General features: G+C 72.7%; 12 protein-coding genes and 1 pseudogene. 6 read left to right on the forward strand and 7 right to left on the reverse strand.

Annotated features, from left to right (window positions below; all coding sequences use genetic code 11):
• Positions 1-63 precede the first annotated feature (63 nt).
• The 3 genes and pseudogenes from QRX60_RS49370 to QRX60_RS49380 all read right to left on the reverse strand — a co-directional run.
• Positions 64-2,313, reverse strand: a pseudogene (locus QRX60_RS49370) (type I polyketide synthase); the annotation flags it as partial.
• A 251-nt stretch (positions 2,314-2,564) separates the two neighbouring features.
• Positions 2,565-10,382 carry a type I polyketide synthase gene (locus QRX60_RS49375; protein WP_285998370.1) on the reverse strand — a complete coding sequence of 2,606 codons (7,818 nt, stop codon included), beginning with the start codon at positions 10,380-10,382 and terminating at the stop codon, positions 2,565-2,567.
• Positions 10,379-11,599 carry a macrolide family glycosyltransferase gene (locus tag QRX60_RS49380; RefSeq protein WP_285998371.1) on the reverse strand — a complete coding sequence of 407 codons (1,221 nt, stop codon included), beginning with the start codon at positions 11,597-11,599 and terminating at the stop codon, positions 10,379-10,381. Before QRX60_RS49380 ends, QRX60_RS49375 begins: the two co-directional genes overlap by 4 nt.
• A 164-nt stretch (positions 11,600-11,763) precedes the next feature.
• Here QRX60_RS49380 and QRX60_RS49385 point away from each other — a divergent pair, with 164 nt between their 5' ends.
• The 4 genes from QRX60_RS49385 (at position 11,764) to QRX60_RS49400 (ending at position 17,266) form a co-directional block, all read left to right on the forward strand.
• On the forward strand, positions 11,764-13,209 hold the full coding sequence (locus QRX60_RS49385; RefSeq protein WP_285998372.1) for an NDP-hexose 2,3-dehydratase family protein: 1,446 nt from the start codon (positions 11,764-11,766) through the stop codon (positions 13,207-13,209).
• On the forward strand, positions 13,188-14,204 hold the full coding sequence (locus QRX60_RS49390) for a Gfo/Idh/MocA family protein (protein WP_285998373.1): 1,017 nt from the start codon (positions 13,188-13,190) through the stop codon (positions 14,202-14,204). The genes QRX60_RS49385 and QRX60_RS49390 overlap by 22 nt, the downstream gene beginning before the upstream one ends.
• Positions 14,204-14,992, forward strand: coding sequence for an NAD-dependent epimerase/dehydratase family protein (locus QRX60_RS49395; RefSeq protein WP_285998374.1), 789 nt, complete (start codon positions 14,204-14,206; stop codon positions 14,990-14,992). Before QRX60_RS49390 ends, QRX60_RS49395 begins: the two co-directional genes overlap by 1 nt.
• Before the next feature lie 633 nt (positions 14,993-15,625).
• A complete protein-coding gene (locus QRX60_RS49400; protein ID WP_285998375.1) occupies positions 15,626-17,266 on the forward strand; it encodes a beta-1,3-glucanase family protein in 1,641 nt (546 codons plus the stop codon).
• 21 nt (positions 17,267-17,287) lie between these two features.
• On the opposite strand, the gene QRX60_RS49405 is transcribed toward QRX60_RS49400, so the two are convergent.
• On the reverse strand, positions 17,288-17,857 hold the full coding sequence (locus tag QRX60_RS49405; RefSeq protein ID WP_285998376.1) for a hypothetical protein: 570 nt from the start codon (positions 17,855-17,857) through the stop codon (positions 17,288-17,290).
• Positions 17,858-17,959: 102 nt separating this feature from the next.
• Here QRX60_RS49405 and QRX60_RS49410 point away from each other — a divergent pair, with 102 nt between their 5' ends.
• Both QRX60_RS49410 and QRX60_RS49415 read left to right on the forward strand, forming a co-directional pair.
• Positions 17,960-18,526 carry a TetR/AcrR family transcriptional regulator gene (locus tag QRX60_RS49410; protein ID WP_285998377.1) on the forward strand — a complete coding sequence of 189 codons (567 nt, stop codon included), beginning with the start codon at positions 17,960-17,962 and terminating at the stop codon, positions 18,524-18,526.
• Positions 18,527-18,659: 133 nt separating this feature from the next.
• On the forward strand, positions 18,660-19,400 hold the full coding sequence (locus QRX60_RS49415; protein ID WP_285998378.1) for a ribonuclease activity regulator RraA: 741 nt from the start codon (positions 18,660-18,662) through the stop codon (positions 19,398-19,400).
• Between the two features lie 8 nt (positions 19,401-19,408).
• Here the strand turns inward: QRX60_RS49415 and QRX60_RS49420 are convergent, their stop codons facing one another.
• Genes QRX60_RS49420 through QRX60_RS49430 form a run of 3 tightly spaced genes read right to left on the reverse strand, consistent with a single transcriptional unit; the run spans position 19,409 to position 24,095 of the window.
• Positions 19,409-20,668 carry a mandelate racemase/muconate lactonizing enzyme family protein gene (locus QRX60_RS49420; RefSeq protein ID WP_285998379.1) on the reverse strand — a complete coding sequence of 420 codons (1,260 nt, stop codon included), beginning with the start codon at positions 20,666-20,668 and terminating at the stop codon, positions 19,409-19,411.
• Positions 20,665-22,674, reverse strand: coding sequence for an ABC transporter permease (locus tag QRX60_RS49425; protein ID WP_285998380.1), 2,010 nt, complete (start codon positions 22,672-22,674; stop codon positions 20,665-20,667). Before QRX60_RS49425 ends, QRX60_RS49420 begins: the two co-directional genes overlap by 4 nt.
• Positions 22,671-24,095, reverse strand: coding sequence for an extracellular solute-binding protein (locus QRX60_RS49430; protein ID WP_285998381.1), 1,425 nt, complete (start codon positions 24,093-24,095; stop codon positions 22,671-22,673). The genes QRX60_RS49425 and QRX60_RS49430 overlap by 4 nt, the downstream gene beginning before the upstream one ends.
• Positions 24,096-24,169 lie beyond the last annotated feature (74 nt).

Below are 24,169 nucleotides of genomic sequence, written 5' to 3' on the forward strand. Positions count from 1 at the left end.
TCGGCGGCCGTCCTGGTGTCCCGGTCGGGGGGTCACCAGGACGGCCGCTTCCGTTCGGCACCGCTATTCGTCGCCGAGCGCCAGCCGCACGAGGTCGTCGACCGCCATCTCGCCGAACGCGTCGTCTTCGGGAGATTCCACGGCCGGATCGCCGTCCCGCAGCTTCAGGACCGCCTCCAGCAACCCCGCCTCGCGGAACCGGGCGACCGGGATGGACGCCAGCGCCGCGCGGATCTCCCGTTCCTCGTCCCCGACTTCCGGCGTGGCTTCGAGGGATTCCGGGAACAGCTCCCCGCCCACGTAGCCGGCCAGTGCCGCCGGGGTCGGGTAGTCGAAGATCAGCGTCGCCGGCAGCCGGATCCCGCTCACCGCGCTCAGGCGGTTGCGCAGCTCCACCGCGGTCAGCGAGTCGAAGCCCAGCTCCTTGAACACCCTCAGCGGGTCGACGGTCTCCGCGCCGCCGTAGCCCAGCACCGCGCCCACCTGCGCGCACACCAGCTCCACCAGCGCCTGCCGCCGGTCCTCGCCGGACGTGCCCGCGAGCCGCTGGCGCAGGTCGGCCTCCGCCGCCCCCGCGGCGGCCGTCCGGCGCCGGACGGCGGTCCGGACCACTCCGCGCAGCTGCTCCGGGACGTCCGTCGACGCCAGCACGCGCGCGTCGACCAGCATCGGCACGAGCACCGCGTCGGGCGCGCCGAGCGCCGCGTCGAACAACGCCAGGCCCTGGTCGGCGGGCAGTGGGGGAAGCCCGGAGCGCGCCATGCGGCGCACATCGGCTTCGGACAATCCGGCCGTCATGCCGCCGGCCGGCAGCCACGGGCCCCAGGCCAGCGCCAGCGCGGGCAGTCCCGCCGCGCGCCGCTGCCGGGCCAGCGCGTCCAGGAAAGCGTTTGCGGCGGCGTAGTTCGCCTGCCCGGGTGCGCCGAGCACGCCCGCCGCCGACGAGAACAGGACGAACGCGGAGAGGTCGAGGTGCCGCGTCAGCTCGTCCAGGTTGGCCGCCGCGGATACCTTCGGCCGCAGCACGGCGTCCAGCCGCTCCGGGGTCAACGCGCCGACGAGCCCGTCGTCGAGCACCCCGGCCGCGTGCACCACCGCGGTCAGCGGGTGCTCCTCCGGCACGCCGGCCAGCAGCTCCGCAAGCGCTTCCCGGTCCGCCGCGTCACACGCGGCGACCGTCGTCTCGGCCCCGAGCGAGGACAGCTCGGCCCGCAGTTCGTCGACGCCTTCGGCCGCCGGGCCGCGGCGGCTCGCCAGCAGCAGGTGCCGGACGCCGGACCCCGCGAGGTGCCGGGCCAGCAGGCGCCCGAGTCCGCCGGTGCCCCCGGTGATCAGCACGGTGCCGTGCGCGTCGAGCGGTGCGGGCACGGTCAGCACGACCTTGCCGACGTGCTTCGCCTGGCTCACGTGCCGGAACGCCGCGGGCGCGCGCCGGACGTCCCAGGCAGTGACCGGCACCGGCGTCAGCACCCCGGCCTCGAACCACTCCAGCAGCCGGTCGAACAGCTCGCGGATCCGGTCGTACCCGGCCTCGACCAGGTCGAACGCCTGGTACCGGACGCCCGGGTGCTCAGCCGCGACGCGCTCGGCGTCGCGCACGTCGGTCTTGCCCATCTCCAGGAACCGGCCGCCGCGCGGCAGCAGCCGCAGGGACGCGTCCACGAAGTCGCCGGCCAGCGAGTCGAGCACGACGTCGACACCGCGCCCACCGGTCGCCGCGCGGAACTCGGCTTCGAAATCGAGCGTGCGCGACGACGCGATGTGGTCGTCGGCCAGGCCCGAAGCCCGGAGGGTGGCCCACTTGCCGGGACTCGCGGTGCCGTACACCTCGGCGCCGAGGTGACGCGCGAGCTGCACCGCGGCCATCCCGACGCCGCCCGCCGCCGCGTGCACCAGCACGGTCTCGCCGGGCTGCAGGTCGCCCAGGTCGGTCAGGGCGTAGAGCGCGGTCAGGAACACCACCGGCACCGAAGCGCCCTGCGCGAACGACATCCCGGCGGGCAGCCGGCAGAGCATCCGCTCGTCGACCTCCGCCACCGGCCCGAACGCGCCGCCGAACATGCCCATCACCCGGTCGCCCGGCGCGAACCGGGTGACGCCGGCGCCGACCGCGGTGACGACCCCGGCGCCCTCCAGCCCCGGCGGGGTGGCCGGACCCGGGTACATGCCGAGCGTGTTGAGCACGTCCCGGAAGTTCACGCCGGCGGCGCGCACGGAGATCCGCACCGCGCCCGGCGCGACCGGCTCGGCGAATTCGGGACAGGGCACGACGGTCAGCCCGTCCAGAGTGCCGCGTTCGGCGATGTCGACCCGCCAGTCTCCGGCGGGGACGGTGAGTGCGTCCGGTTCCTTGGCCAGCCGCGCCACCCGTGCCGCCCCGGCGCGCAGCGCGATCTGGTTCTCCCCCGTCGCCAGTGCGGCAGCGGGTTCGGCCGAGCCGTCGGAGTCCACCAGCACGAACCGGCCGGGGTGCTCCGACTGCGCCGAGCGCACCAGGCCCCAGACCGCGGCGAGGGCGGGATCGGCCGGGCCGTCGCCGTCTTCGGTGACGACCGCCCCGGAGGTCAGCAGCGCGAGCTTCGCCGCGGCGAACCGCTCGTCGGCGAGCCAGGCCTGCACGAGGGCGAGCGCGTCGTACGTCGCCTCCCGCACCGGCCGCGTCGCGAAGGGGACCACGACGACGTCCGGGACGTCGGCGAGGCCGTCGAGCGAGCCGGCGACCGTCCACGACGGGTCCGCCTGGTCGCCGTCGTGGACGGGCCAGGTGAGCCGGTACAGCGCATCCGGCCGGGCCGCGAGCTGATCCGGGAGAACTCCCGCAGGGCCAAGGAGTCCACGGTGGCCACGGGCCGCCCGGCGGAGTCGGCGATCGCGATCGCCAGGGACTCGGCACCGGTCTTGGTGAGCCGCACCCGCAGCCCGCGCGCTCCCTCGGCGTGCAGCGACACCCCGCGCCAGGAGAACGGCAGCCTGCCGTTCGGAGCGGGCGCGAACGGCAGGAACGCCGCCGCGTGCAGGACCGCGTCGAGCAGCGCCGGGTGCAGCCCGAAGGCCGAGGCGTCCGCGACAGCGGCGTTCTCGGGGAGCTCGACCTCCGCGAAGACGTCTTCGCCGTGCCGCCAGGCCTTCCGCAGGCCCTGGAAGACGGGCCCGTAGCCGAACCCGCTGTCCGCGAGCCGGTCGTAGAGCCCGCCTGTCTCGAGGAGCTCCGCGCCCGGGGGCGGCCACTCGGTGAGGTCGTCGCCGCGCGCCGGGACCGCCGGGGTCAGCACGCCGCTCGCGTGCAGCGTCCACGGGCTGTCGGGGGCCGCGTCCTCGGCGCGCGAGTGGATGGTCAGCGAGCACGCCCCGGACTCGTCCGGGGCGCCGGTCAGGACCTGGAGCCGGACGCCCCCGGTCGCGGGCAGCACCAGCGGCGCCCCGAGCGTCAGCTCCTCGAGCTGCGTGCGGCCGGCGCGGTCGCCCGCGTCGACGGCGAGCTCGACGAACGCCGTCCCCGGGAAGAGCACCGATCCGCCGATGCCGTGGTCGGCGAGCCAGGGGTGGGTCCGCAGCGAAATCCGTCCGGTGCCGAGCACTCCGGCAGACCCGGCCAGGTCCGCGGTGGCGCCAAGGAACGGGTGGGGGCTGGCGGCCAGCCCGGCGGTCGCGACGTCGCCGGAGCGTCCCGAAGACGTGCCGGGCCAGAACCGGCGGCGCTGGAAGGCGTAGGTCGGCAGCTCGGCCCGTTCGCCTGCCGGGACGAGCCTGGCCCAGTCCGGGGAGAAGCCGTGCGCGTGGGCTTCCGCCACGGCGGTCAGCACGGTTTCGACGTCCGGCCGCCGGCGTCGTTGGGTCGCGGTCACGAACACGTCGGCGTCGACGCAGTCCCCGACCATCGCCGACAGCACGGCGTCCGGGCCGACCTCGACGAACCGGGTGACACCCCGGGACGCGAGCCAGCCGGCACCGTCGGCGAAGCGGACCGCGTCGCGCACGTGCCGGACCCAGTGCTCGGGCGAGCGCAGTTCGGCGGCGGTCGCGAGCCGGCCGGTGAGGTTCGAGACCACCCCGATCCGGGGGTCCCGGTAGGACAGTCCGGTCGCCACCTCGCGGAACCGCGCGAGCATCGGGTCCATCAGCGGGGAGTGGAACGCGTGGCTGGTGCGCAGCCGCTTGGTTTCCCGGCCCAGCCGGGTGAAGTGCGCGGCGATGCCGAGGACGTCGTCTTCGACGCCGGACACCACGACCGAGGCGGGGCCGTTGACGGCGGCGATCCCGGCCGACGCGGTGAGCAGCGGGCGGATCTCCTCCTCGGTCGCGCGCACGGCCACCATGGCGCCCGTCGCGGGCAGCTCCTGCATGAGCCGCCCGCGCGCGGCGACCAGCGTGCAGGCGTCGTCCAGGGTCAGCACCCCGGCCACGTGAGCGGCCGCGAGTTCGCCGATCGAGTGGCCCAGGACGAAGTCCGGCGTCAGGCCCCACGACTCCAGCAGGCGGAACAGGGCGACCTCGACCGCGAACAGCGCGGGCTGGGTGTAGCGGGTTTGGTCGAGCTGCCCGCCACCTTCGGCGATGACGTCGAGCAGCGGGACGTCGAGTTCGGCGTCGAAGAGCGCGCAGGCCGCGTCGAAGGCCTCGGCGAACACGGGGAACTCCTCGCGCAGCGCGAGGCCCATGCCCGCGCGCTGGGCGCCCTGGCCGGTGAAGAGGAACGCCGAGCGGCCCTCGTCGGAGACGCGGCCGCGCACGACGCCGGGGCCTTCGCCGCCCTCGGCCAGCAGCCGCAGGTTGCGCAGCGCGGTGTCCCGGTCGGGCGCCAGGACGACGGCCCGGTGGCCGAACGCGGTCCGGGCGGCCAGTGCGGAACCGATGCCGTGGACGCCGTGCTCCGCCACCGGCAGCAGCGCGGCGGCCTGCGCGGACAGCGCCGCCTCGGTGTGGCCGGACAGCGGCCACAGCGGCGCCGGAAAGTCCACAGTGGACTGTGCGGGAGGCTCGGCGGGAGCCTGCTCCAGGATGGCGTGCGCGTTGGTGCCGCTGAAGCCGAACGCGGACACCGCGGCCCGGCGCGGACGATCGGCCACGGGCCAGGCGACCGGCTCGGTCAGCAGCCGGACGTTCCCGGCGGTCCAGTCGACCCGCTCCGACGGGACGTCGGCGTGCAGCGTGCGCGGCAGCACCCCGCGGTCGAGGGAGAGGACCATCTTGAGCACGCCGGCGACCCCGGCGGCGGCCTGGGTGTGGCCGAGGTTCGACTTGATCGCGCCGAGCCACAAGGGACGCTCGCGGTCCTGCCCGTAGGTGGCGAGCAGCGCCTGCGCTTCGATCGGGTCGCCGAGCCGGGTGCCGGTGCCGTGCGCCTCGACGGCGTCCACCTCGGACGGGGTGAGCCCGGCGTCGGCGAGCGCGGCGAGGATGACGCGTTGCTGCGAAGGGCCGTTCGGGGCGGTGAGCCCGTTGCTCGCCCCGTCGGAGTTGACGGCCGAGCCGCGCAGCACCGCCAGCACCCGGCGGCCGTGGCGCCGGGCGTCGGAAAGCCGTTCCAGCAGCAGGATTCCGGCGCCCTCCGACCAGCCGGTGCCGTCGGCGGTGTCGCCGAAGGCCTTGCAGCGGCCGTCCTCGGCCAGCCCTCGCTGCCGGCTGAACTCCACGAACCCGGCCGGGGTGGACATCACGGTGACCCCGCCGGCCAGCGCCAGCGAGCACTCGCCCGAGCGCAGGGACTGCGCCGCGAGGTGCAGCGCGACCAGCGAGGACGAGCACGCCGTGTCGACGGTGACGGCCGGCCCTTCGAGCCCGAAGGTGTAGGAGACCCGGCCCGACAGCACGCTCGCCGCGTTGCCGGTGCCGAGGTGCCCGGCGACGTCGTCCACTGAATCCCGCAGCAGGGACGAGTAGTCCTGGCCGTTGGTCCCGGCGAAGACACCGGTGCGGCTGCCGCGCAGCGCCGACGGGTCGATCCCGGCGCGCTCGAACGCCTCCCAGGACGTCTCCAGCAGCAGCCGCTGCTGCGGGTCCATGGCGACGGCTTCGCGCGGCGAAACCTCGAAGAACTCCGGGTCGAACCCGGCCGCGTCGTCGAGGAAGCCGCCTTCCCGCGTGTAGCAGGTCCCGGGGTGGTCGGGATCCGGGTGGTAGAGCGTGTCGAGGTCCCAGCCGCGGTCGCCGGGGAACGGCGAGATGACGTCGCGGCCTTCGTCCAGGAGTTGCCACAGCTGCTCGGGCGTGCGGACGCCGCCGGGGAACCGGCAGCTCATCGCCACGATCGCGATCGGCTCGTCGGCGCTCGCGGGCATGGCCTCGGTGGGCCCGAGGTCGGCCGCGCCGAGCAGGTGCTCGGCGAGCGCGCGCGGGGTCGGGTGGTCGAAGACGAGGGTCGAGGGCAGGGTCAGGCCGGTTTCCCGGCCGAGGGCGTTGCGCAGTTCGACCGCGGTCAGCGAGTCGAAGCCGAGGTCGGCGAAGGGCCGGTCCGCGCGCACGGACGCCGCCGAGTGGCCGAGCACCGCGGCCACCTGGGCCCGGACCAGGTCGAGGGCGGCGGCGGGGTCGCCGGTGAGCCGCGAGGGCGCGGGCCGTTCCCCGGCGCGCCCGTCGAGCCCGCTGAGCAGCGGTTTCGTCGTGTCCAGGTCGTCGACGGCGAAGTCGATCGGCAGCACCACGGCGTCGGTTCCGGCGATCGCGCGGTCGAACAGGCGCAGCGCGTCGCGGGCGGGCAGCGGCCGGACGCCGCCTTGGCGCACGCGGGCGACGTCGGCGTCGGTCAGCTGCCCGGTCATCCCGCCGTCCGGCACCCAGGGCCCCCAGGCCAGTGACACCGCGGGCAGCCCGTTCGCCCGCCGGTGCGCGGCGAGCGCGTCGAGGAAGGTGTTGCCCGCCGCGTAGTTCCCCTGCCCGGCGCCGCCGAGGACCCCGGCAGCGGACGAGAAGAGGACGAACGCGGACAGGCCTTCGGTGAGCTCGTGCAGGTGCCAGGCCGCGTCGAGCTTCGGCCGCAGGACGGCGTCGAGCCGCTCGGGGGTCAGCGAGGCGACGACGCCGTCGTCGAGCACCCCGGCGGCGTGCACCACCGCAGTGAACGGGCCGACCTCGCCGAGCAGTCCGGCCAGGGCGTCCCGGTCCGAGACGTCGCAGGCGGCCAGCACGACGTCGGCGCCCTCCGCCGCCAGCTCGGCCTGAAGTTCTGGCGCAGCCGGCGCATCCGGTCCACGCCGGCTCACGAGGACGAGCCGGCGCACGCCGTGCGCGCGGACCAGGTGCCGGGCCAGTGCGCCGCCGAGCGAGCCGGCGCCGCCGGTGACGAGCACCGTCCCGTCGAGCCGGACGCCGGGCTCGTCCGAAGTGGACTCGACGAGCCGGGGCACGGTGACTTCGCCGTCGGCGTAGGTGGCTTCCGGCTCCTCGACGGCGAACGCGGCCGGCAGTTCGGCGGCGTCGGCCAGGACGAACCGGCCGGGGTGTTCGGCCTGCGCGGAGCGGACCAGGCCCCGGACCGCGGCCCCGGCGAGGCCCCGGGTGACGAAGACCAGCTTGGACTTCGCGTAGCGGTCGTCGGCCAGCCAGGTTTGCAGCAGGCGCAAGGCTTCCCGCGTCAGGCGGTGAGCGGACTCGACGAGGTCTCCTTCGGCCTCGCAGCGGAAGTAGACCACCGGCGGGACGGCCTCGGCGGGGTCCAGCTCGTGCCAGTCGGCGGCCGGGCTGGTGGCGGTGGCCGGGACCTGCTCGACGCGGTACAGCGCACCGGCCGGCTCGACCGCCCGCTGCCCGTCCAGCCAGTAGCGTTCCCGATGGAAGGCGTAGGTCGGCAGGTCCACGACCCGGGCGCCCCGCCCGGCGAACACGGCTTCCCAGTCCGGGCTGAACCCGGCGATGTGCAGCCGTCCGACGGCTTCGGTGACCGTGCGCACCTCGTCCCGGTCCCGGCGCAGCACCGGCACCACCACCGCGTCCGGAACGCAGTCCCCGGCCATCGCGGCGGCCGCACCGCCGGGCCCGGGCGTGACGAACCGGGTCACCCGGTGCTCGGCGAGCCAGCGCATCCCGTCGTGGAACCGGACGGTCGCGCGGACGTGCTCGACCCAGTAGTCCGCGGAGCCGACGTCGGCCGGTTCGCCGGTCACGTTCGAGACCACGGGAATCTTCGGCGCCGAGTAGGTGACGGTCTTCGCGACCGCGCGGAACGCGTCCAGGATCGGATCCATGTGCGACGAGTGGAACGCGTGGCTGACCCGCAGCCGCTTCGACCCGGCGAACCGCGCGGCGATCTCCTCGACGGCGTCGACGTCCCCGGAGACGACCACGGCCTCGGGACCGTTGACCGCCGCGATGGCGACGCCCTCGCGAAGCAGCGGCCGGACCTCGTCCTCGGTGGCGCGCAGGGCGGCCATCGCGCCGGCCGCCGGCACCGACTGCATGAGCCGCGCCCGCGCGGCGACCAGGCGGCACGCGTCCGGGAGGTCGAAGACCCCGGCGACGTGCGCGGCGGCCAGCTCGCCGATCGAGTGGCCCATGACGAAGTCCGGCGTCAGGCCCCAGGACACGAGCAGCCGGTGGAGCGCGACCTCCACGGCGAACAGGGCGGGCTGGGTCACCTCGGTGCGGTCCAGGTCGGCACGGTCGAAGATCAGCTCGCGCAGTCCGGGGAAGCCCGCGCAGACCTCGTCGAAGGCCTGCGCGAAAACGGGGAACGCGGCGTAGAGCCCGCGGCCCATGCCCGGCTGCTGCGCTCCCTGGCCCGCGAAGACGTAAGCCGTCTTGCCCGGGGTCGTTTCGCCGGTGGACGCCAGCTCGGTCAGTCCTTCGCGCAGCTCCTCGGCGGTCTCCGCCAGCACGACGGCCCGGTGCTCGAACGCGGCCCGGGTGGTGGCCAGCGAATACGCGACGTCGACCGGCCGGAGTCCGTCCACTCGCGACAGCAACCGGGCGGCCTGCTCGCGCAACGCCTCGGGGCTCTTCGCCGACAGGACCGCGGGGACCAGCCCGGCCGGGCCACCCGGCTCGGCGGGCTCGGGTTCGGGTTCGGGTGCCTGCTCGATGATCGTGTGCGCGTTGGTGCCGCTCACGCCGAAGGACGAGACCCCGGCCCGGCGCGGCCGCTCGCCCGCCGGCCACGCGACGGCCTCCTGCAGCAGCCGGACCTCGCCGGCCTCCCAGTCCACTTTGGACGATGGAACCTCGGCGTGCAGCGTGCGCGGCAGCAGCTCGTTGCGCAGCGCCATCACCATCTTGATCACGCCGCCGACGCCGGCCGCGGCCTGCGTGTGGCCGAAGTTCGACTTCGCGGAGCCCAGCCACAGCGGCGCGCCGCCCGCGCGTTCGCGGCCGTACGTGGCCAGCAGCGCCTGCGCCTCGATCGGGTCGCCCAGCGTGGTCCCGGTGCCGTGCCCCTCGACGACGTCGACGTCCGCGGCGGACAGCCCGGCGTCGGCCAGGGCGGCGCGGATGACCCGCTGCTGCGAAGGCCCGTTCGGCGCGGTGAGCCCGCTGCTCGCGCCGTCGGAGTTGACGGCCGAGCCGCGCACCACCGCGAGCACCGGATGGCCGTGGCGCCGCGCGTCGGAAAGCCGTTCCAGCAGCAGGAAACCGGCGCCCTCGCCCCAGCCCGTGCCGTCGGCGGCGTCGGCGTACGAGCGGCACCGGCCGTCCGGCGAAAGACCGCGTTGCCGGCTGAACCCGATGAACGTCACCGGCGTCGACATCACCGCGACCCCACCGGCCAGCGCCAGCGAGCAGTCACCGCGCCGCAGCGCCTGCGCGGCCCAGTGCAGCGCGACCAGCGACGACGAACACGCCGTGTCGACGGTGACCGCCGGGCCTTCGAGCCCGAAGGTGTAGGCCACCCGGCCGGAGGCGATGCTGGCGGCGCTCCCGTTGCCCACATAGCCTTCGAGGCTCGCGGGCAGGTCGGTCAGGCGGGTGGCGTAGTCGTTGTACATGACCCCGGCGAACACGCCGGTGCTGCTGCCGCGCAGCGACGCCGGGTCGATCCCGCCGCGTTCGAAAGCCTCCCAGGCCGTTTCGAGCAGCAGCCGCTGCTGCGGGTCGATCGTCTGCGCCTCGCGCGGGGAGATGCCGAAGAACTCCGGGTCGAACTGGTCCGCGTCGTGCAGGAACCCGCCCTGGCGGGTGTAGCACTTCCCGGCGCGCTCCGGGTCGGGGTCGTAGAGGGCGTCGAGGTCCCAGCCGCGGTTGACCGGGAACCCCGAGATCGCGTCGCGGCCCGAGGCCACGACGTCCCAGAGGTCCTCCGGGGAGCGGACGCCGCCGGGGAACCGGCAGCTCATCGCCACGATCGCGATCGGCTCGTGCTCCCGGTCCTCCGCGTCGCGCAGCCGCTCGCGCGTCCGGTAGAGGTCCGCGGTGACCTTCTTCAGGTACCCGCGCAGCTTGTCGTCGTCGCTCATGCCTTTTCTCCGTCGCCTGCCCGCACGGCGCGTTCGAGGACGTCCGCCGCCTTCTTCGCGCCCCCGGACGCCTTGATGGCGGCCCGCATCCGCGCGACCTCGGCCGCCACGGCCGCGTCGGCGGCGACGGCCAGGACGGCGTCGCGCACGTCGGCCCCGGTCACGTCGTCGAGCAGCGCGCGGCCCAGTCCCAGCCGCTCGACCTGCTGCGCGGTCACCCGCGCCTCCGGGCGCTGCGGCACGGCGACCACGGGGACGCCGTGGCCGAACGCGTCCATCAGGGACCCCGTCCCCGCCTGGCAGACGACGACGTCGGTGTGCGGGAGGACCGCGCGGTGGTCGAGCCAGGAATGCAGCTCGACGTTGTCCGGCATGGCCGCCGCGACGTCGTCGCCGACGTGCCCGGCGGTGGTCATCACGACCCGCCAGCCGGTGCCCGCGAACGCCTGCCCGCAGGCGGTGAAGAACCCGGGGTTGCTGTTGGAGGAGGTGCCCAGCGACACCAGCACGACGGGCACGTCCGTGCCGGGCGCGGCCCAGCCGCCGGTGGCTTCGCCGTCGTCGCCGGTCGGGCCGACGAACACGAAGTCGTCGCCGAAGCACTCCGGGCGGACCTGGAAGGCGCGGGGCACGAACACGAGGTTCGCCACGACCTCCCCGCCGCCGGCGGGCAGCGCCGCCGGGTCGTCGAGGCCGAACTTCCCGAGCAGCGCCGTGATGCGCTCGCCGCACGCCGCCAGCGCGGGGTGCGCGGGATCGAGCGGCGGGCCTTCGAGCCCGGTCTCGCTGCCGTTGAGGGGCACCTCGTCGTTGCCGCCGAACCCGGCGAACAGGCGGACGACGCCGCAGCCGGCGCGGCGCGCGACCAGCCCGCCGACGTCGGTGCTCAGCACGTCCTCGACCACGAGGTCCACCGGGCGGTCCGCGAACTCCGGCCACGCGGTGGCGAGCGGGGCGTAGGCCTCGTCGAGGTAGTGCGCGAGGACCTCGGCGAGGTCGTCGGCGGTGTGCACGTCCGGCATCGACTCCGGGAACACCGACGGGTAGGTCAGCACCTTCGCGCCGGTCTCCGCGACCACGCCGGCGAAGCGCTCGGCGACGACGTACGACACTTCGTGCCCGCGCGAAAGGAGCTCGCGCACGACCGGCAGTGTCGGCCGGATGTGACCGAAGCCGGGAAAACCGAAGAAGGCGACATGCCCGCCGGAGACGTCCACGCCGGTCACCCTAGGTCGGCCGGGCGCCCCCACCCCGGCGTGCACAGGGAATCCAATGAATCGCCTAGTGTCACCGCGGCGCCCGCGCAAATACCAGCATTCCTCCTAGTTTCTCCTCGCTACAAATAGGACGACCCGTCCGCCGGCCACGCGAGGTGAAATCCATGGAGCGTCACACTGGAACCGGCTTGCTCCGCAAACCGGACGTGACGTTGCCACACCGGCTCGCCAGGTCCGCGGCCGCCACCGACGGCGTCGCGACGCCGAACGCGGTCGTGGCCAAGTGGATCGACGACCGCAACCTCGCCCACCGCCACGAGGTCCGCCGGATCGAGTTCGGCGACCTCCGGCAGTGGGGGTTCGAACCCGGCTCCGGGAACCTGCGCCACGAAAGCGGCCGCTTCTTCGGCGTCGAAGGGCTCGAGGTCGACACCGACCACGGCCCGGTCACGCATTGGTCGCAGCCGATCATCAACCAGCCGGAAATCGGTATCCTGGGCATCCTCGTCAAGGAGATCGACGGCGTCCTGCACTGCCTGATGCAGGCGAAGTCCGAGCCGGGCAACGTCAACGGCGTCCAGGTCTCGCCGACGGTCCAGGCGACGAAGAGCAACTACACCCGCGTGCACGGTGGCCGGCCGGTCCCCTACCTGGACCACTTCCGCGACCCGGACCCGGAAACCGTGCTCGCCGACGTCCTGCAGTCCGAACAGGGTTCCTGGTTCTACCGCAAGCGCAACCGGAACATGATCGTCGAAGCCGCGGAGTTCGCCGGCGAAGACGACCTGCCCGACGACTTCCGCTGGCTCACCCTCGGCCAGCTGCACGAGCTGCTCAAGCACGACAACCTGGTCAACATGGACGCCCGCACGGTGCTGTCCTGCATGCCGGCCGGGCTCGAGGGCCACGAAGCCGACGCCGTGAGCGACCTCGCCGCCGCGGTGGCCCGCTCCTCGGCCCAGCCCACGGGCAGCCTGCACACGCGCACCGAGGTGCTCAGCTGGATCACCTCGCGCCAGGCCCAGCACGTCGTGCGCACCAGCTCGCTCCCGCTCAGCGAGGTCGCGAACTGGGTCCGGACGCCCACCGAGATCTCGCACGAGCTCGGCCTGTTCTTCAGCATCATCGCCGTCGACATCACCACGAACGGGCGCGAAGTCGCGCAGTGGACCCAGCCGCTGGTCCGGCCGCACGGCGCGGGTGTGGTGGCCCTGCTGGTGAAACGCGTCGACGGGGTGCTGCACGCGCTGCTCAACGCGCGGGTCGAGCCCGGCTACCTCGACGTCGTGGAGCTCGCCCCGACCGTGCAGTGCACCCCGGACAACTACGTGCTCACCCCGGCGGCCGACCGCCCGCCGTTCCTCGACATGGTGCTGGGGAGACGCGAAGACCAAGTGCTCTTCTCCGCCCAGCTTTCCGAAGAGGGCGGCCGGTTCCACCACGCGTACAGCGACTACCAGATCATCGAGGTGCCGGCGGACTTCCCGGACGCCGGGCTGGCCGACTTCCGGTGGCTCACCCTGAACCAGCTCAACGAGCTGCTGCGGCACAGCCACTACGTCAACGTGCAGGCCCGCAGCCTGATCGCGTGCCTGCGGGGGCTGCGGTGAGCCGGGCCCTGCGGCTCGGCGCGCTGGGCTGCTCGTCGATCGCCGCGCGGCGCACGCTGCCCGCCGCGGCCGCCGTGGGCGAGCTGGCGCTGACCGCCGTCGCGGCCCGCTCGCCGGAGAAGGCCGCGGAGTTCGGCGGGCGCTTCGGCGCCACCGCGATGACCTACGACGAGCTGCTGGACAGTGCCGACGTCGACGCCGTGTACGTCTCCCTGCCGACCAGTCTGCACCACGAGTGGGCGAGGAAAGCCTTGCTGGCGGGGAAGCACGTGCTGTGCGAGAAGCCGCTCACGCTCAACCTCGAGCAGGCCGAAGACCTGGCCGAGCTGGCCACGAAGCAGAACCTGGTGCTGCGCGAGAACTTCACGTTCGTCCACCACCCCCAGCACACGCGGGTGCGCGAACTGCTCGACGCCGGGCGCCTCGGCGAGCTCCGGACGTTCAGCGCCTCGTTCGGCATCCCGCCGCTGCCCGCCGACGACATCCGCTACCAGCCCTCGCTCGGCGGCGGGGCGCTGCTCGACGTCGGCGTCTATCCCCTGCGCGCGGCGCTTTTCCTGCTGGGCCCCGACCTGCGGGTCACCGGCGCCACCCTGCGGTTCGACGAAGGCGGCGTGGACATCGCCGGGCATGCGCTGCTCACCTCGGCGAGCGGGGTGACCGCGTCCCTCGACTTCGGTTTCCAGCACAGCTACCGCTCGCGGTACGAGCTCTGGGGCAGCGCCGCCGCGCTGTCGCTCGACCGCGCCTTCACACCGCCGCCGGGCCGGCAACCCGTGCTGCGCATCGAAGAACAGGACCACGTCGAGGAGCTCTGGCTCCCGCCGGCGCACCAGTTCGAGCTGTCCCTGCGCTCGTTCGCCGTCGCCGCGCTGGCCGGGCGCGACGAGTCCGAAGCGGCTTGGCTTTCCTCCTCCGTGGAAACCGCCCGGCTCGCCGACGAAGTGTTCGCGAACGCCGCCGGGGTGTCCGACGACCGGGTGGTGGCCCCCTGATGGAGATCATCGGCAACGGCTTCATCGCGCACCACACCCGGCGGTACTTCGGCGACCGGTACCCGGACGTCACCCTCATCGCGGCGGGCGTGTCGACGGTGCTCGTCAACGACGTGTCCGCGTTCCAGCGGGAATCCACCCTGGTCTACGACGTGATCGACCGCTGCCGCGCGACCGGCCGCACGCTGATCTTCCTCTCCACCGCCTCGACCGGCATGTACGGCGCCGACCGGTCGGTCGGCAGCGAGGGCGGCGCGGTCTTCCCGCTCACCCCCTACGGCCGGCACAAGCTGTGCCTCGAACACGTCTGCGCGCTGTCCGGCGCGCGGTGGCTCGTCCTGCGGCTGTCGCACATCGTCGGGCCGGGCCAGTCGCCGCACCAGCTGCTGCCGTCCCTGACGCGCCAGCTGCTCTCGGGCTCGGTCACGCTGCACTCCGGGGTCTCCCGCGACCTGCTCGACGTCGGCGACATGATGCGGATGATCGACTCGCTGCTCGGCCAGGGCATCCGGGACGAAGTGATCAACGTGGCGTCAGGCCGGTCCGAGGCCATCGAGGACATCGTCGACGGGCTGGAGGAGCGCCTCGGCACGCGGGCCGAGCGCAAGCTGGTCGACATGCCGGCCAAGCGCGGCGACGTGCGGATCGAGAAGCTGCGGTCCCTGGTCACCGGGTTCGACGACTTCGGCATCGGCCCGGGCTATCTGAAGTCGCTGCTGGACCGCAACGTCGACGAGCTGGCCGAAAGCGCCCGCCGTCACCTCGAGGCCGCCGCGGTCGGCGCCTGAGCTTCTCTTCCGGACGATCTTCTTCGTCGTCCATCTTTGTCGTTGCGGCACGACGTCCGGCGCACCGTACTGGGGGCTGGGTGCACCGGACGTCGTACCTCGCAGGCGGGAGGGGGGAGTGCTCCCGCCGGGTCTTCGGCCGCGCCCGCTCACGGCGGCGTGGCGCGGGGGAAGTCCGGCTCGTGCGGCCCGGTACCGCGCGCCCGCGCGCTGTCGCCGGCGCGTGCGGTGTCCTCGAGCTCGCCCATCGGTTTCCCCCTCCCCGCGGACGTACCGCCCGCGCGGTACCCCCGGTGTTCAGCTAACCGGCCCCGGTCGTGCTACGGCTAGCGGAAAAGGTCGCTGGCCGCGACAACCTAAGTTGATCGCTCTGGATGATTAGCCCACGAACGGAGTAAGAAGCATCTTCCCCATTGCGACTATTCGTGTTCCGGATGCACATTCCCCGCGCGGAACAATCGCGTTGCTCCGAATGCCGCACCTGTACGCGAGGGCAGGCTCGGCGGCCGCTCGTACCAGACCCGACCTGGTGGTATTGACCGCGGCGACACCGGGTACCTAGCGTTCGGCGACCCCCACCCCGCGGACGCGTGCCGCCGCCACGCACGTCGCCGCCCTCCCCGAGGAGGCGCCATGTTGTCCAGGCGTACCTTCGTCACCGCGGGCCTCGCGGCCGCCGTGACCAGCGCGCCGCTGTGGTCTGCCGTCACCGCGCCGAGAGCGCGGGCCGCGGCGGCACTGCCGTTGACGCTGAAGAACAATTCCGGCAGCGGAACCGTTTACGCCTACATCAGCGGCGCGGACACGTCCGGCTGGCCGGGCTTCGTCACCGCCGACGGCGTGTTCCACCGCCTGCCCAACCCCTCGTCGCCGGTGACGCCGATCCCGGACTACGCCATCCCGCTGGGCGGCTCCGGGTCCCAGGTCACCGTGACGCTGCACGACCACATCATCGGCGGCCGGGTGTGGTTCTCGGCGGACAAGAAGATCCAGTTCTTCGTCAACCCGGGCCCGGGCCTCGTGCAGCCGGGCTTCACCAGCTCGGACCCGAACTGGCAGACGAACTGGACGTTCTGCGAGTTCACCTACAACAGCGCGAACCTCTACGCGAACATCAGCTACGTCGACATGGTGGCGCTGCCGGTGTCCATGGCCACGACGGGAGCGGCCGGCGCGCAGTCGGTCAGCCCGCTGCCCGACGGCGCGCTCGGAGCCATCGCCGACGGGCTGCGCGCCCAGCACACCACCGACGGGGCCCCGTGGGACCAGCTGGTCGTCACCGACGCGTCGGGCAAGGTGGTGCGGGTGCTCGCGCCCGGGCACTCCCCCACCGACTTCGGCGGCTACTGGACCGGCTACCTGAACGCCGTCTGGGACCGCTACCGCTCGACGCCGCTGACGATCAACGGGCAGGGCAGCATCGGCTCCTACACGGGCACGGTCAGCGGCGACACGATCGTGTTCGCCGGCCTGAACACCAACGGCGTCCCGTTCACCAAGCCGAGCGCGATCGACATCTTCGGCTGCGCGAGCGGGCCGCTGTACAACTCCGGCGGGGACGCGCGCGGCGCGATCGCCGCCCGGCTCGCCGCCGCGCTCAACCGGAGCAGCCTGCTGGTCGCGGGCGGCGGCAACCAGCCCGACGGCGTCCCGCCGTCCCAGTACTACCAGGACCCGACGACGAACCACTACGCGCGCCTGGTCCACCAGCACGCGTCGATCGGCTACGCCTTCCCGTACGACGACGTGGGCCCGACGGGCGCCCAGCCGGTCGACGGCCACCTCCAGGACCCGGCGCCGACCTCCTGGACGGTCGCCCTGGGCCCGGGCGCGGGTGGCGGCACGACGCCTCCGCCCGGGGGCGTGAGCGCGTACTCGACGATCCAGGCGGAGTCCTACAGCGCCCAGAGCGGCACGCAGAACGAAGGGTGCAGCGACACGGGCGGAGGCACCGACGTCGGCTGGATCGCGGCCGGCGACTGGCTGAAGTACACCGGCGTCGACTTCGGTTCGAGCTCGCCGCGCCAGTTCGTCGCCCGCCTGGCATCCGGCGCGGCGGCCGGGGTCAGCGGCGCGATCCTGGCCCGCCTGGACAGCACGTCGGGTCCCGTCATCGCGGAGATCGACTTCGCCAACAACGGCGGCTGGCAGAACTGGCAGACGGTGCCGGCGAACATCGTCGGTGCGGCAACGGGCGTGCACGACGTGTACCTGACGTTCGGGGGCGGCTCGGCGGACTTCGTGAACATCAACTGGTTCACGTTCACCCGGTGACCTAGCAGGCGGGGTCCGCGGTCACCCGTGGTGTGGCCGCGGCCCCGCACCGGCCCTCAGCCGCAGCGCGGAGACGAGGAAGAAGACACCGCCGAGCGTGGCGTAACCGGCCAAGGTCGCCAGCGAAGCACCGTCCTTTGTGGCTTGCAGGATGAACGACGTCCCGGCGAGCACGGAGATCCCGCCGCTGAGGATCATCGGCCACTGACCGCCCAGGCCGCGCCGGAGGACGCCGACGACGAGCTGGACGAGGCCGGCCACGATCGCCCAGGCGCCCCACACGCGCAGGACGCCGGGGATCCCGGACGAGGCGGCGACGGCCAGCCCGGCGGCGGCGAGCAGGCTGATCGCCGCGTTCGCGTACAGGCCCGCCACCGGCTTGGCCGCCTTCGCCGAGCGGGCGTCGACGATCGCCGCGGCCACGTCGAACACCGGGTACAGCACGAGCAGCGCGATGCTGACGGGACCGAGGCTCGACGCGGTGGCGAACAGCAGCCCGGCCCACCCGAGAGCGAACGCGAACCGGGTGAAGTACAACCGCCGCAAGGACTGCGCGACGCCGGCGGGGGCCGGGGCAGTGCTGGTGGTCATGGGCTCTCCTAGGTAGACAGACCGTTCTATCTCGCACCGACGACTATGGCAGGTCGCCGCGCTCGCCGCAAGACAGATCGTTCTATCTGCTAGCCTGGAGGGGTGTCCGAAGCACGAGCCCGGCTGCTGACGTCGGCAACCCGCCTCTTCTATTCGGAGGGGCTCCACTCGGTCGGGATCGACCGGGTCATCGCCGAGGCGGGCGTCACCCGCGCGACGCTGTACCGGCACTTCCCGAGCAAGGACGACCTGCTGGTCGCCTACCTGACCGCCGCCGACCAGGCGATCCGCGCCGGTGTGGAGGCAGCCCGCACCGCCGGGGCCTCCCCGGTCGACGCCGTCCGCGCGGTGGCGGCCTCGATCGCCGACGGCATCCGGTCACCGGGGTTCCGCGGCTGCGCGTTCCTCAACGCCGCGGCGGAGTACCCCGACCCGGCGCACCCGGTGCACCAAGCGGTCCTGACCCACCGGAACTGGTTCCTGCAGGTGGTCACCGAACTGCTGGAGGCCACCGGCGAGCCGGCCCCCGAGCCGGCGGCAAGGCATTTCGTGATGCTGCGCGACGGCGCGATGGCGGCGGGCTGCCTGACCGACCCGGCACCGGTCTGCGAAACGTTCCTCCGCGGCGTCGAGGGAATCCTGAAGTACCGGAACACTCCGGTCGCTTGAGCCGCGGTCGTTTTCCGGCCACCATTTTTCGTTTCTTCGGCCGGAAGCCGGAAATCTCCCGTATCCTCGGATCGGGATCTCCTGGAAACTCTCCGAAAGTCACGGTCAACGCGGACCCGAGGGAGCTGTCGACGTGGTCGAGACGCACGACATCGTTCGCCCGCCCGCCGAGCTCAGCGCGGCCCTCGCGGCCATCGGCAGCGCGACGGCCAGCGGCGAGCTCAGCCGCATGGGCATCCGCAGCGCGTTCATCCGCGGCCCGGTCTCGGTCACCCCCGGCGTGCGCGTGGCCGGCCCGGCGCTGACGCTGCAGTTCCTGCCCAAGCGGGAGGACCTCTACCCCGTCGACGAGTACGAAGAACCGGAAAAGCAGCTGCACCGGCACGTCATGTACCACGCCCAGCCCGGCGACATGATCGTCGTCGACGCGCGCGGCGACATGGAAAGCGGCGTGTTCGGCGAGATGATGCTGACCTACTTCAAGGGCCGCGGCGGCGCCGGCGTCGTGGTCGACGGGTGCCTGCGCGACACCGGCGAGGCCAAGCAGCTCGGCCTCGGGCTGTGGATCCGGGGCGCCACCCCGAACTTCCACGCCCAGACGGGCATCGTCCCGGCCGCCGTCAACGTACCGGTGGCGTGCGGCGGCACGCTCGTCGAGCCGGGCGACATCGTCGTCGCCGACGACGACGGGGCGGTCGTGGTGCCGGTCAAGCTCGCCCCGGCCCTGGTGGCCCACGCTCAGGAACACGCGGAATGGGAGGAGTTCTCCCGGATCCGGCTGGCCGAAGGCGGCGACATGCGGCTGTACTACCCACTCTCGGACGAGGCCCGGCCCGAGTACGAGCGGTGGCGCGCCGAGCGCGGTCCGGCCTGACAGCGCTTTCAGCTCCAGAGCCGGTCGTGGCTCGACTCCTTGTCCCAGTGCGTCGTCTCGGCGAAGAACACCGGATCGCGCGGGTCGAGGTGGCGGCGCAGCAGCTCCTCGTCGAGGTCTCCGAACCCCAGTCCCGGCGTGTCCGGAACCGTGATGTGGCCGTTGCGGATCAGCGGGCCGGTGACGAGGTCGCTCCAGAACTCCACGTCGGCCGCGTGGTGTTCGAGGGCGAGGAAGTTCTCCGTGGCGGCGGCCAGGTGCACGCACGCCATCGTCGCGATCGGCGACGCCGCCAGGTGCAGCGCCATCGCGATCCCGCGCTCCTGCGCGTAGTCGCCGATCCGCTTGGTCTCCGCGATCCCGCCCGCCGTCGCCGGGTCGGGGTGCACGACGCGGATCGCACCGGCGTCCAGCAGCGGCCGGAAGCCGTCGAGCAGGTAGATGTCCTCCCCCGTGCACGTCGGGACGGCGACGGCTTCGGTGAGCTGCCGCCACTGGCCGGTCAGCTGCCACGGGATCAGGTCCTCGATCCACGCCAGCGTGAACGGTTCCAGCGCGCGGCCGATCCGGATGCCCGAGTCGAGGGCGATGTGGCCGAAGTGGTCGGCGGCGAGCGCGATGTCGTAGCCGACGACGGACCGCACGATGTCCACGTAGGACACCAGGTGGTCGACACCCTTCGCGGTGACCTGGATGCCGGTGAACGGGTGCATCGTCGTGGAGTCCGCGCGGGCACCCGGCGGCGCGATCAGCGCCCCCGGCACGTCCCACAGCAGGTCGATGCCCACGTCCATCTTCAGCATCGTGAACCCGCGCTGCCTGCGCTCCAGCAGCCGGGTGCCCATGGCGTGCGGGTCCGGCAGCGACGGCGTGTCCGCGTAGCAGCGGATCTCGTCCCGGAACCGGCCGCCGATCAGCGCGTACGCGGGCACCCCGTACGCCTTGCCGGCCAGGTCCACCAGCGCCATCTCGATGCCGGAGACGCCGCCGCCCTGCCGGCCGTGGAACCCGAACTGCTTGACCTTGCGGAAGATCTTGTCGACGTTGCAGGGGTTCTCGCCGACGAGCCTGCTCTTGAGCATGAGCGCGTAGGTGGCGCTGGCCTGGTCGCGGACCTCCCCGTAGCCGGCCAGCCCCTGGTTGGTGTCGATCCGGATGATCGACGAGCGGAACGGCACGCCGGCCAGGTTGGCCACCCGCAGGTCGGTGATGCGCAGGTCGCTCGGCCGGGACGCCGTCGCGACGTGCTCCTCCGTGATCGCGCTCATCCCTTCACCGCTCCCGCGGTGAGGCCTTCGGTCAGGAACCGCTGCCCGAACCCGTACATGAGCACGACCGGGATGCTGACCAGCAGCGAGGCCGCGGCCAGCTGCCCCTGCGGCACGACGTCCCCGAAGATCATCGACTGCATGCCGACGGGCAGCGTCTTGTAGTCGTCCTTGGTGATGAACACGAAAGCGAAGAGGAACTCGTTCCACGCGTTGGTGAGCGTGAACAGCGCGACCGCGAGCAGGCCCGGCTTGGCCAGCGGCAGCACGATCCGGCGGAACGCCCCGAACCGCGTGCAGCCGTCGACCAGCGCGGCCTCCTCGAGGTCGGCCGGGATCGACTTGAAGTAGCCGACGAGCAGCCACGTCGCGAACGGCAGGGTGAACGTCGGGTAGGCGAGCACCAGCGACCACAACGAGTCGTTGAGCCCGATCCCGCTCATCAGCTGGTACAGCGGGATGAACAGCAGCGCGCCCGGCATCACGTAGGTGAGCAGGATCGTCACGGTGAAGCTCTCCGAACCCCGGAACTTCAGCCGTGCCAGCGCGTAGCCGGCCAGTGCCGCGCAGACCAGGGCGATCACGGTGGACGCCACCGACACCAGGATCGTGTTGACGTACCAGGTGCCGAACGCCCGGCCGGTGAACAGGTTGGTGAACTGCTCGGTGCTCCACGGCGTCGGCCAGAGGTCGTCGGTGCGCGCGACGATCTGGTCGTCGGACTTGAAGGCCGTGACCGTCATCCAGTAGAGCGGGGCGAGCACGAAACCCAGCAGGCCCACCAGTGCGATCCCGCTGCCGCCGCCGGCGACCAAGCGGGCCGCCAACCGGTTGCCGCGCGCGGCGAACGCGGAGACCACCCGGCCGACGGCGGCCGCCAGCACCACGAACACGCCCAGCACGAGCGCGGCCTTCCAGACGATGTGCGGCGACGCCCAGACCAGCACGAGCACCGAGGCCACGACGATCACCCACGGCAGCGCCTTGCGCTGAGCGGGGGTCAGCCGCCGGCGCCCGAGGTCGGCCGCGCCCGGCTGGTCGCTGCGCCGCATCATCCGCACGAGGATCACCACGAGGACGGCGATGATCGGCAGCATCACCAGCGTGACCGCGGCGCCCGCGCCCAGCTGCAGCTGCTGGATGGCCTTCGAGTAGGCCACCATCACGTACGGGGCGGTGGCGTCGCCCGGGCCGCCCTGGGTCATCAGCCAGATCAGGTCGAAGTTGTTGAACGTCCAGATCGACGACAGCAGCACCGTCACGATCATGACCGGGCGCAACCCCGGCAGCGTGATGTGCACGAAGCGCTGCCACGGCGAGGCGCCGTCCACCATCGCCGCCTCGTGCAGACCGCTGTCGATGGCCTTGAGCCCGGCGAGGAACGTCACCGTGAAGAACGGGATGCCCTTCCAGACGTTGACCAGGATGACCGCCGGCATCGCGAGCGCGGGGTCGGACAGCCACTCCGCGGGCCACTTGTCGACGAGCCCCGTCGCGGCGAGGGCGGGCCCGATCCCGGTGTCGGTGAGCAGGACGTTGACGCTGCCGAAGATCGGGTCGAGCAACGACCGCCAGGTGAAGGCCGTGACGACCGTCGGGATCACCCACGGCAGCAGGATCACCCCGGCGAGGATCGCCCGGCCGCGGCGCATGTGGTGCAGCATCAACGCGGCGATGAGACCGAAGGTCACCTTGAAGATCTCGGCGTAGGCGGTGAAGACGAACGAGTTGAGCACTCCCTTGTGGAACAGGGCGTCGCCGATCAGGGCGGTGTAGTTGTCCAGCCCGACGAAAACCGTCTCCGCGCCGTGGCGTTCCGTGGCGCTGGTGAAGATCGAGCCGACGATCGGGACCAGGATCAGGCCGGCGACCAGCACCAGCGTCGGCCCGATGAACACCGCGGCGAGGCGCCAGTCGCGCCCGAGCCGCCGCTGCGTACGCGTGAGCGAGGACGACGCGGCCGGCGCCGGACGGGCCGGCGCCGGGCGCGATCGCAGGACGGTCACTGCTTGTAGCCCTGCTGCTCGAAGATCTGGACGATCCGCGCGTGGGTCGTGGCCACGGCGTCGGCCGGCCGGGTGCCCTGGATGACCGACTGCATCATGTCGGTCAGCACGTAGGCGGCGGTGGCGGCCTGCTCGCCGGGGCTCGGGGCCTGCGGGAAGGCGTAGCCGGTCTTGGTCTTCACCGGGAGCGGCGCGCGGGTCTGCTCCCGCAGCGCGGCGAAGGCCGGGTCACCGGTGGTGTAGTACGGGTCGGAGTCCCACACCTTGTCCCACGAGGGGTTGACCAGGCACGGTGCTTCCTTCGCGACGCCGAGCAGCGCGCTCCCGCCGACCATGAACTTCGCGACCAGCTTGGCGAGGTCGGGGTTCTTCGCCCCCTTGAACACGACGAACGAGTTGGACTCGCCGTACGCGAGCGGCCGGTCGAGCGCCGGTCCGGTGGCGCCGTTGAACGGGTGGGTGTTGCCGTAGACCGGATTCTTCTTGGTCTTCGAGTCGGCGTAGACGCTGAACTGGTTGAGCGTGAGCCCCAGGATCTGGGCCAGCCAGTTCTCGTTGTTGCTCGAGTCGGTCCAGCTGCCGATCCCCGGCGGCAGCATCGGCGCGTACTTGGGGTTCGTGTAGATATCGCCGATGAACCTGACGGCTTCGACGGTCTCCGGCGAGTTGAACGTCACCTTCGTGCCGGTGTTGTCCGCGATCGCCCCGCCGTAGGTGTTGATGACGTTCGCAATGAAGCCGTTGGCGTCGCCGGAGCGGTTCACCGTGAGCCCCCAGCCGAAACGCCGCTTCGCCGGGTCGGAGACCGCCAACGCGTTGTCGCGCAGCTCCTCCCACGAGTAGTAGGGCTTGAGCGGGAGACCCTTTTCCGTGTACCAGTCCTTGCGCAGGTACATCGCGGTCGCGATGAAGTGGTAAGGGATCGCGAACCAGCGCCCGTCGAACACGCAGTAGTTGTTCGCCTCCGTCGCGGGTTCCCCGTAAAGCGCTTTCATCTCCTGGACCACGTCGGTGACGTCGGTGAGGGCACCGAGGTTGTGGAGCTGGCCGACGAACCGCCGGTCGCTCATGAAGGCCAGGTCGCGGTTGGTGCCCGCCTTCACCTCGGCGTCCATCTTCGCGACCATGTCGCCGGCGTCGCCGGAGACCAGGTCGTTGTGGATCGTGGTCCCGGTGGCCTGCGCGAACACCTGCAGCGACTTGTCCAGCGCCTTGTTGGCGGCCTCCGAGTACAGCTTCTGCGAGAGCATCCCCACCGACCCGCCGCGCAGGGCGGCCGCCTGGTCGAGCAGCGCCTTGGGCACCTGGACGTCGACCTGCGGCGCGGGTGCGGGGCCGCCCCCACACCCGGCGAGGCCGAGTACGCCCAGCGCGCTCACGCCGAGGAACGTGCGCCTCGACAGGTCCGTTTTCTCTTCCATGACAACTCCTCTCGCGTCCGATCGGGCGGACGCGTACCGACGGGGCGACGTTGCAACCGGCGGGACAGCGAGGC

The sequence above is a fragment of the Amycolatopsis mongoliensis genome (assembly GCF_030285665.1).
GTDB classification, from domain to species: domain Bacteria; phylum Actinomycetota; class Actinomycetes; order Mycobacteriales; family Pseudonocardiaceae; genus Amycolatopsis; species Amycolatopsis mongoliensis.

Excerpts from the sequence above, each read along its gene's own strand:
- QRX60_RS49375 (WP_285998370.1), bottom strand. The coding sequence starts at position 10,382 with ATGAGCGACGACGACAAGCTGCGCGGGTACCTGAAGAAGGTCACCGCG.
- QRX60_RS49385 (WP_285998372.1), top strand. The coding sequence starts at position 11,764 with ATGGAGCGTCACACTGGAACCGGCTTGCTCCGCAAACCGGACGTGACG.
- QRX60_RS49395 (WP_285998374.1), top strand. The coding sequence starts at position 14,204 with ATGGAGATCATCGGCAACGGCTTCATCGCGCACCACACCCGGCGGTAC.
- QRX60_RS49400 (WP_285998375.1), top strand. The coding sequence starts at position 15,626 with ATGTTGTCCAGGCGTACCTTCGTCACCGCGGGCCTCGCGGCCGCCGTG.
- QRX60_RS49405 (WP_285998376.1), bottom strand. The coding sequence starts at position 17,857 with ATGACCACCAGCACTGCCCCGGCCCCCGCCGGCGTCGCGCAGTCCTTG.
- QRX60_RS49420 (WP_285998379.1), bottom strand. The coding sequence starts at position 20,668 with ATGAGCGCGATCACGGAGGAGCACGTCGCGACGGCGTCCCGGCCGAGC.
- QRX60_RS49430 (WP_285998381.1), bottom strand. The coding sequence starts at position 24,095 with ATGGAAGAGAAAACGGACCTGTCGAGGCGCACGTTCCTCGGCGTGAGC.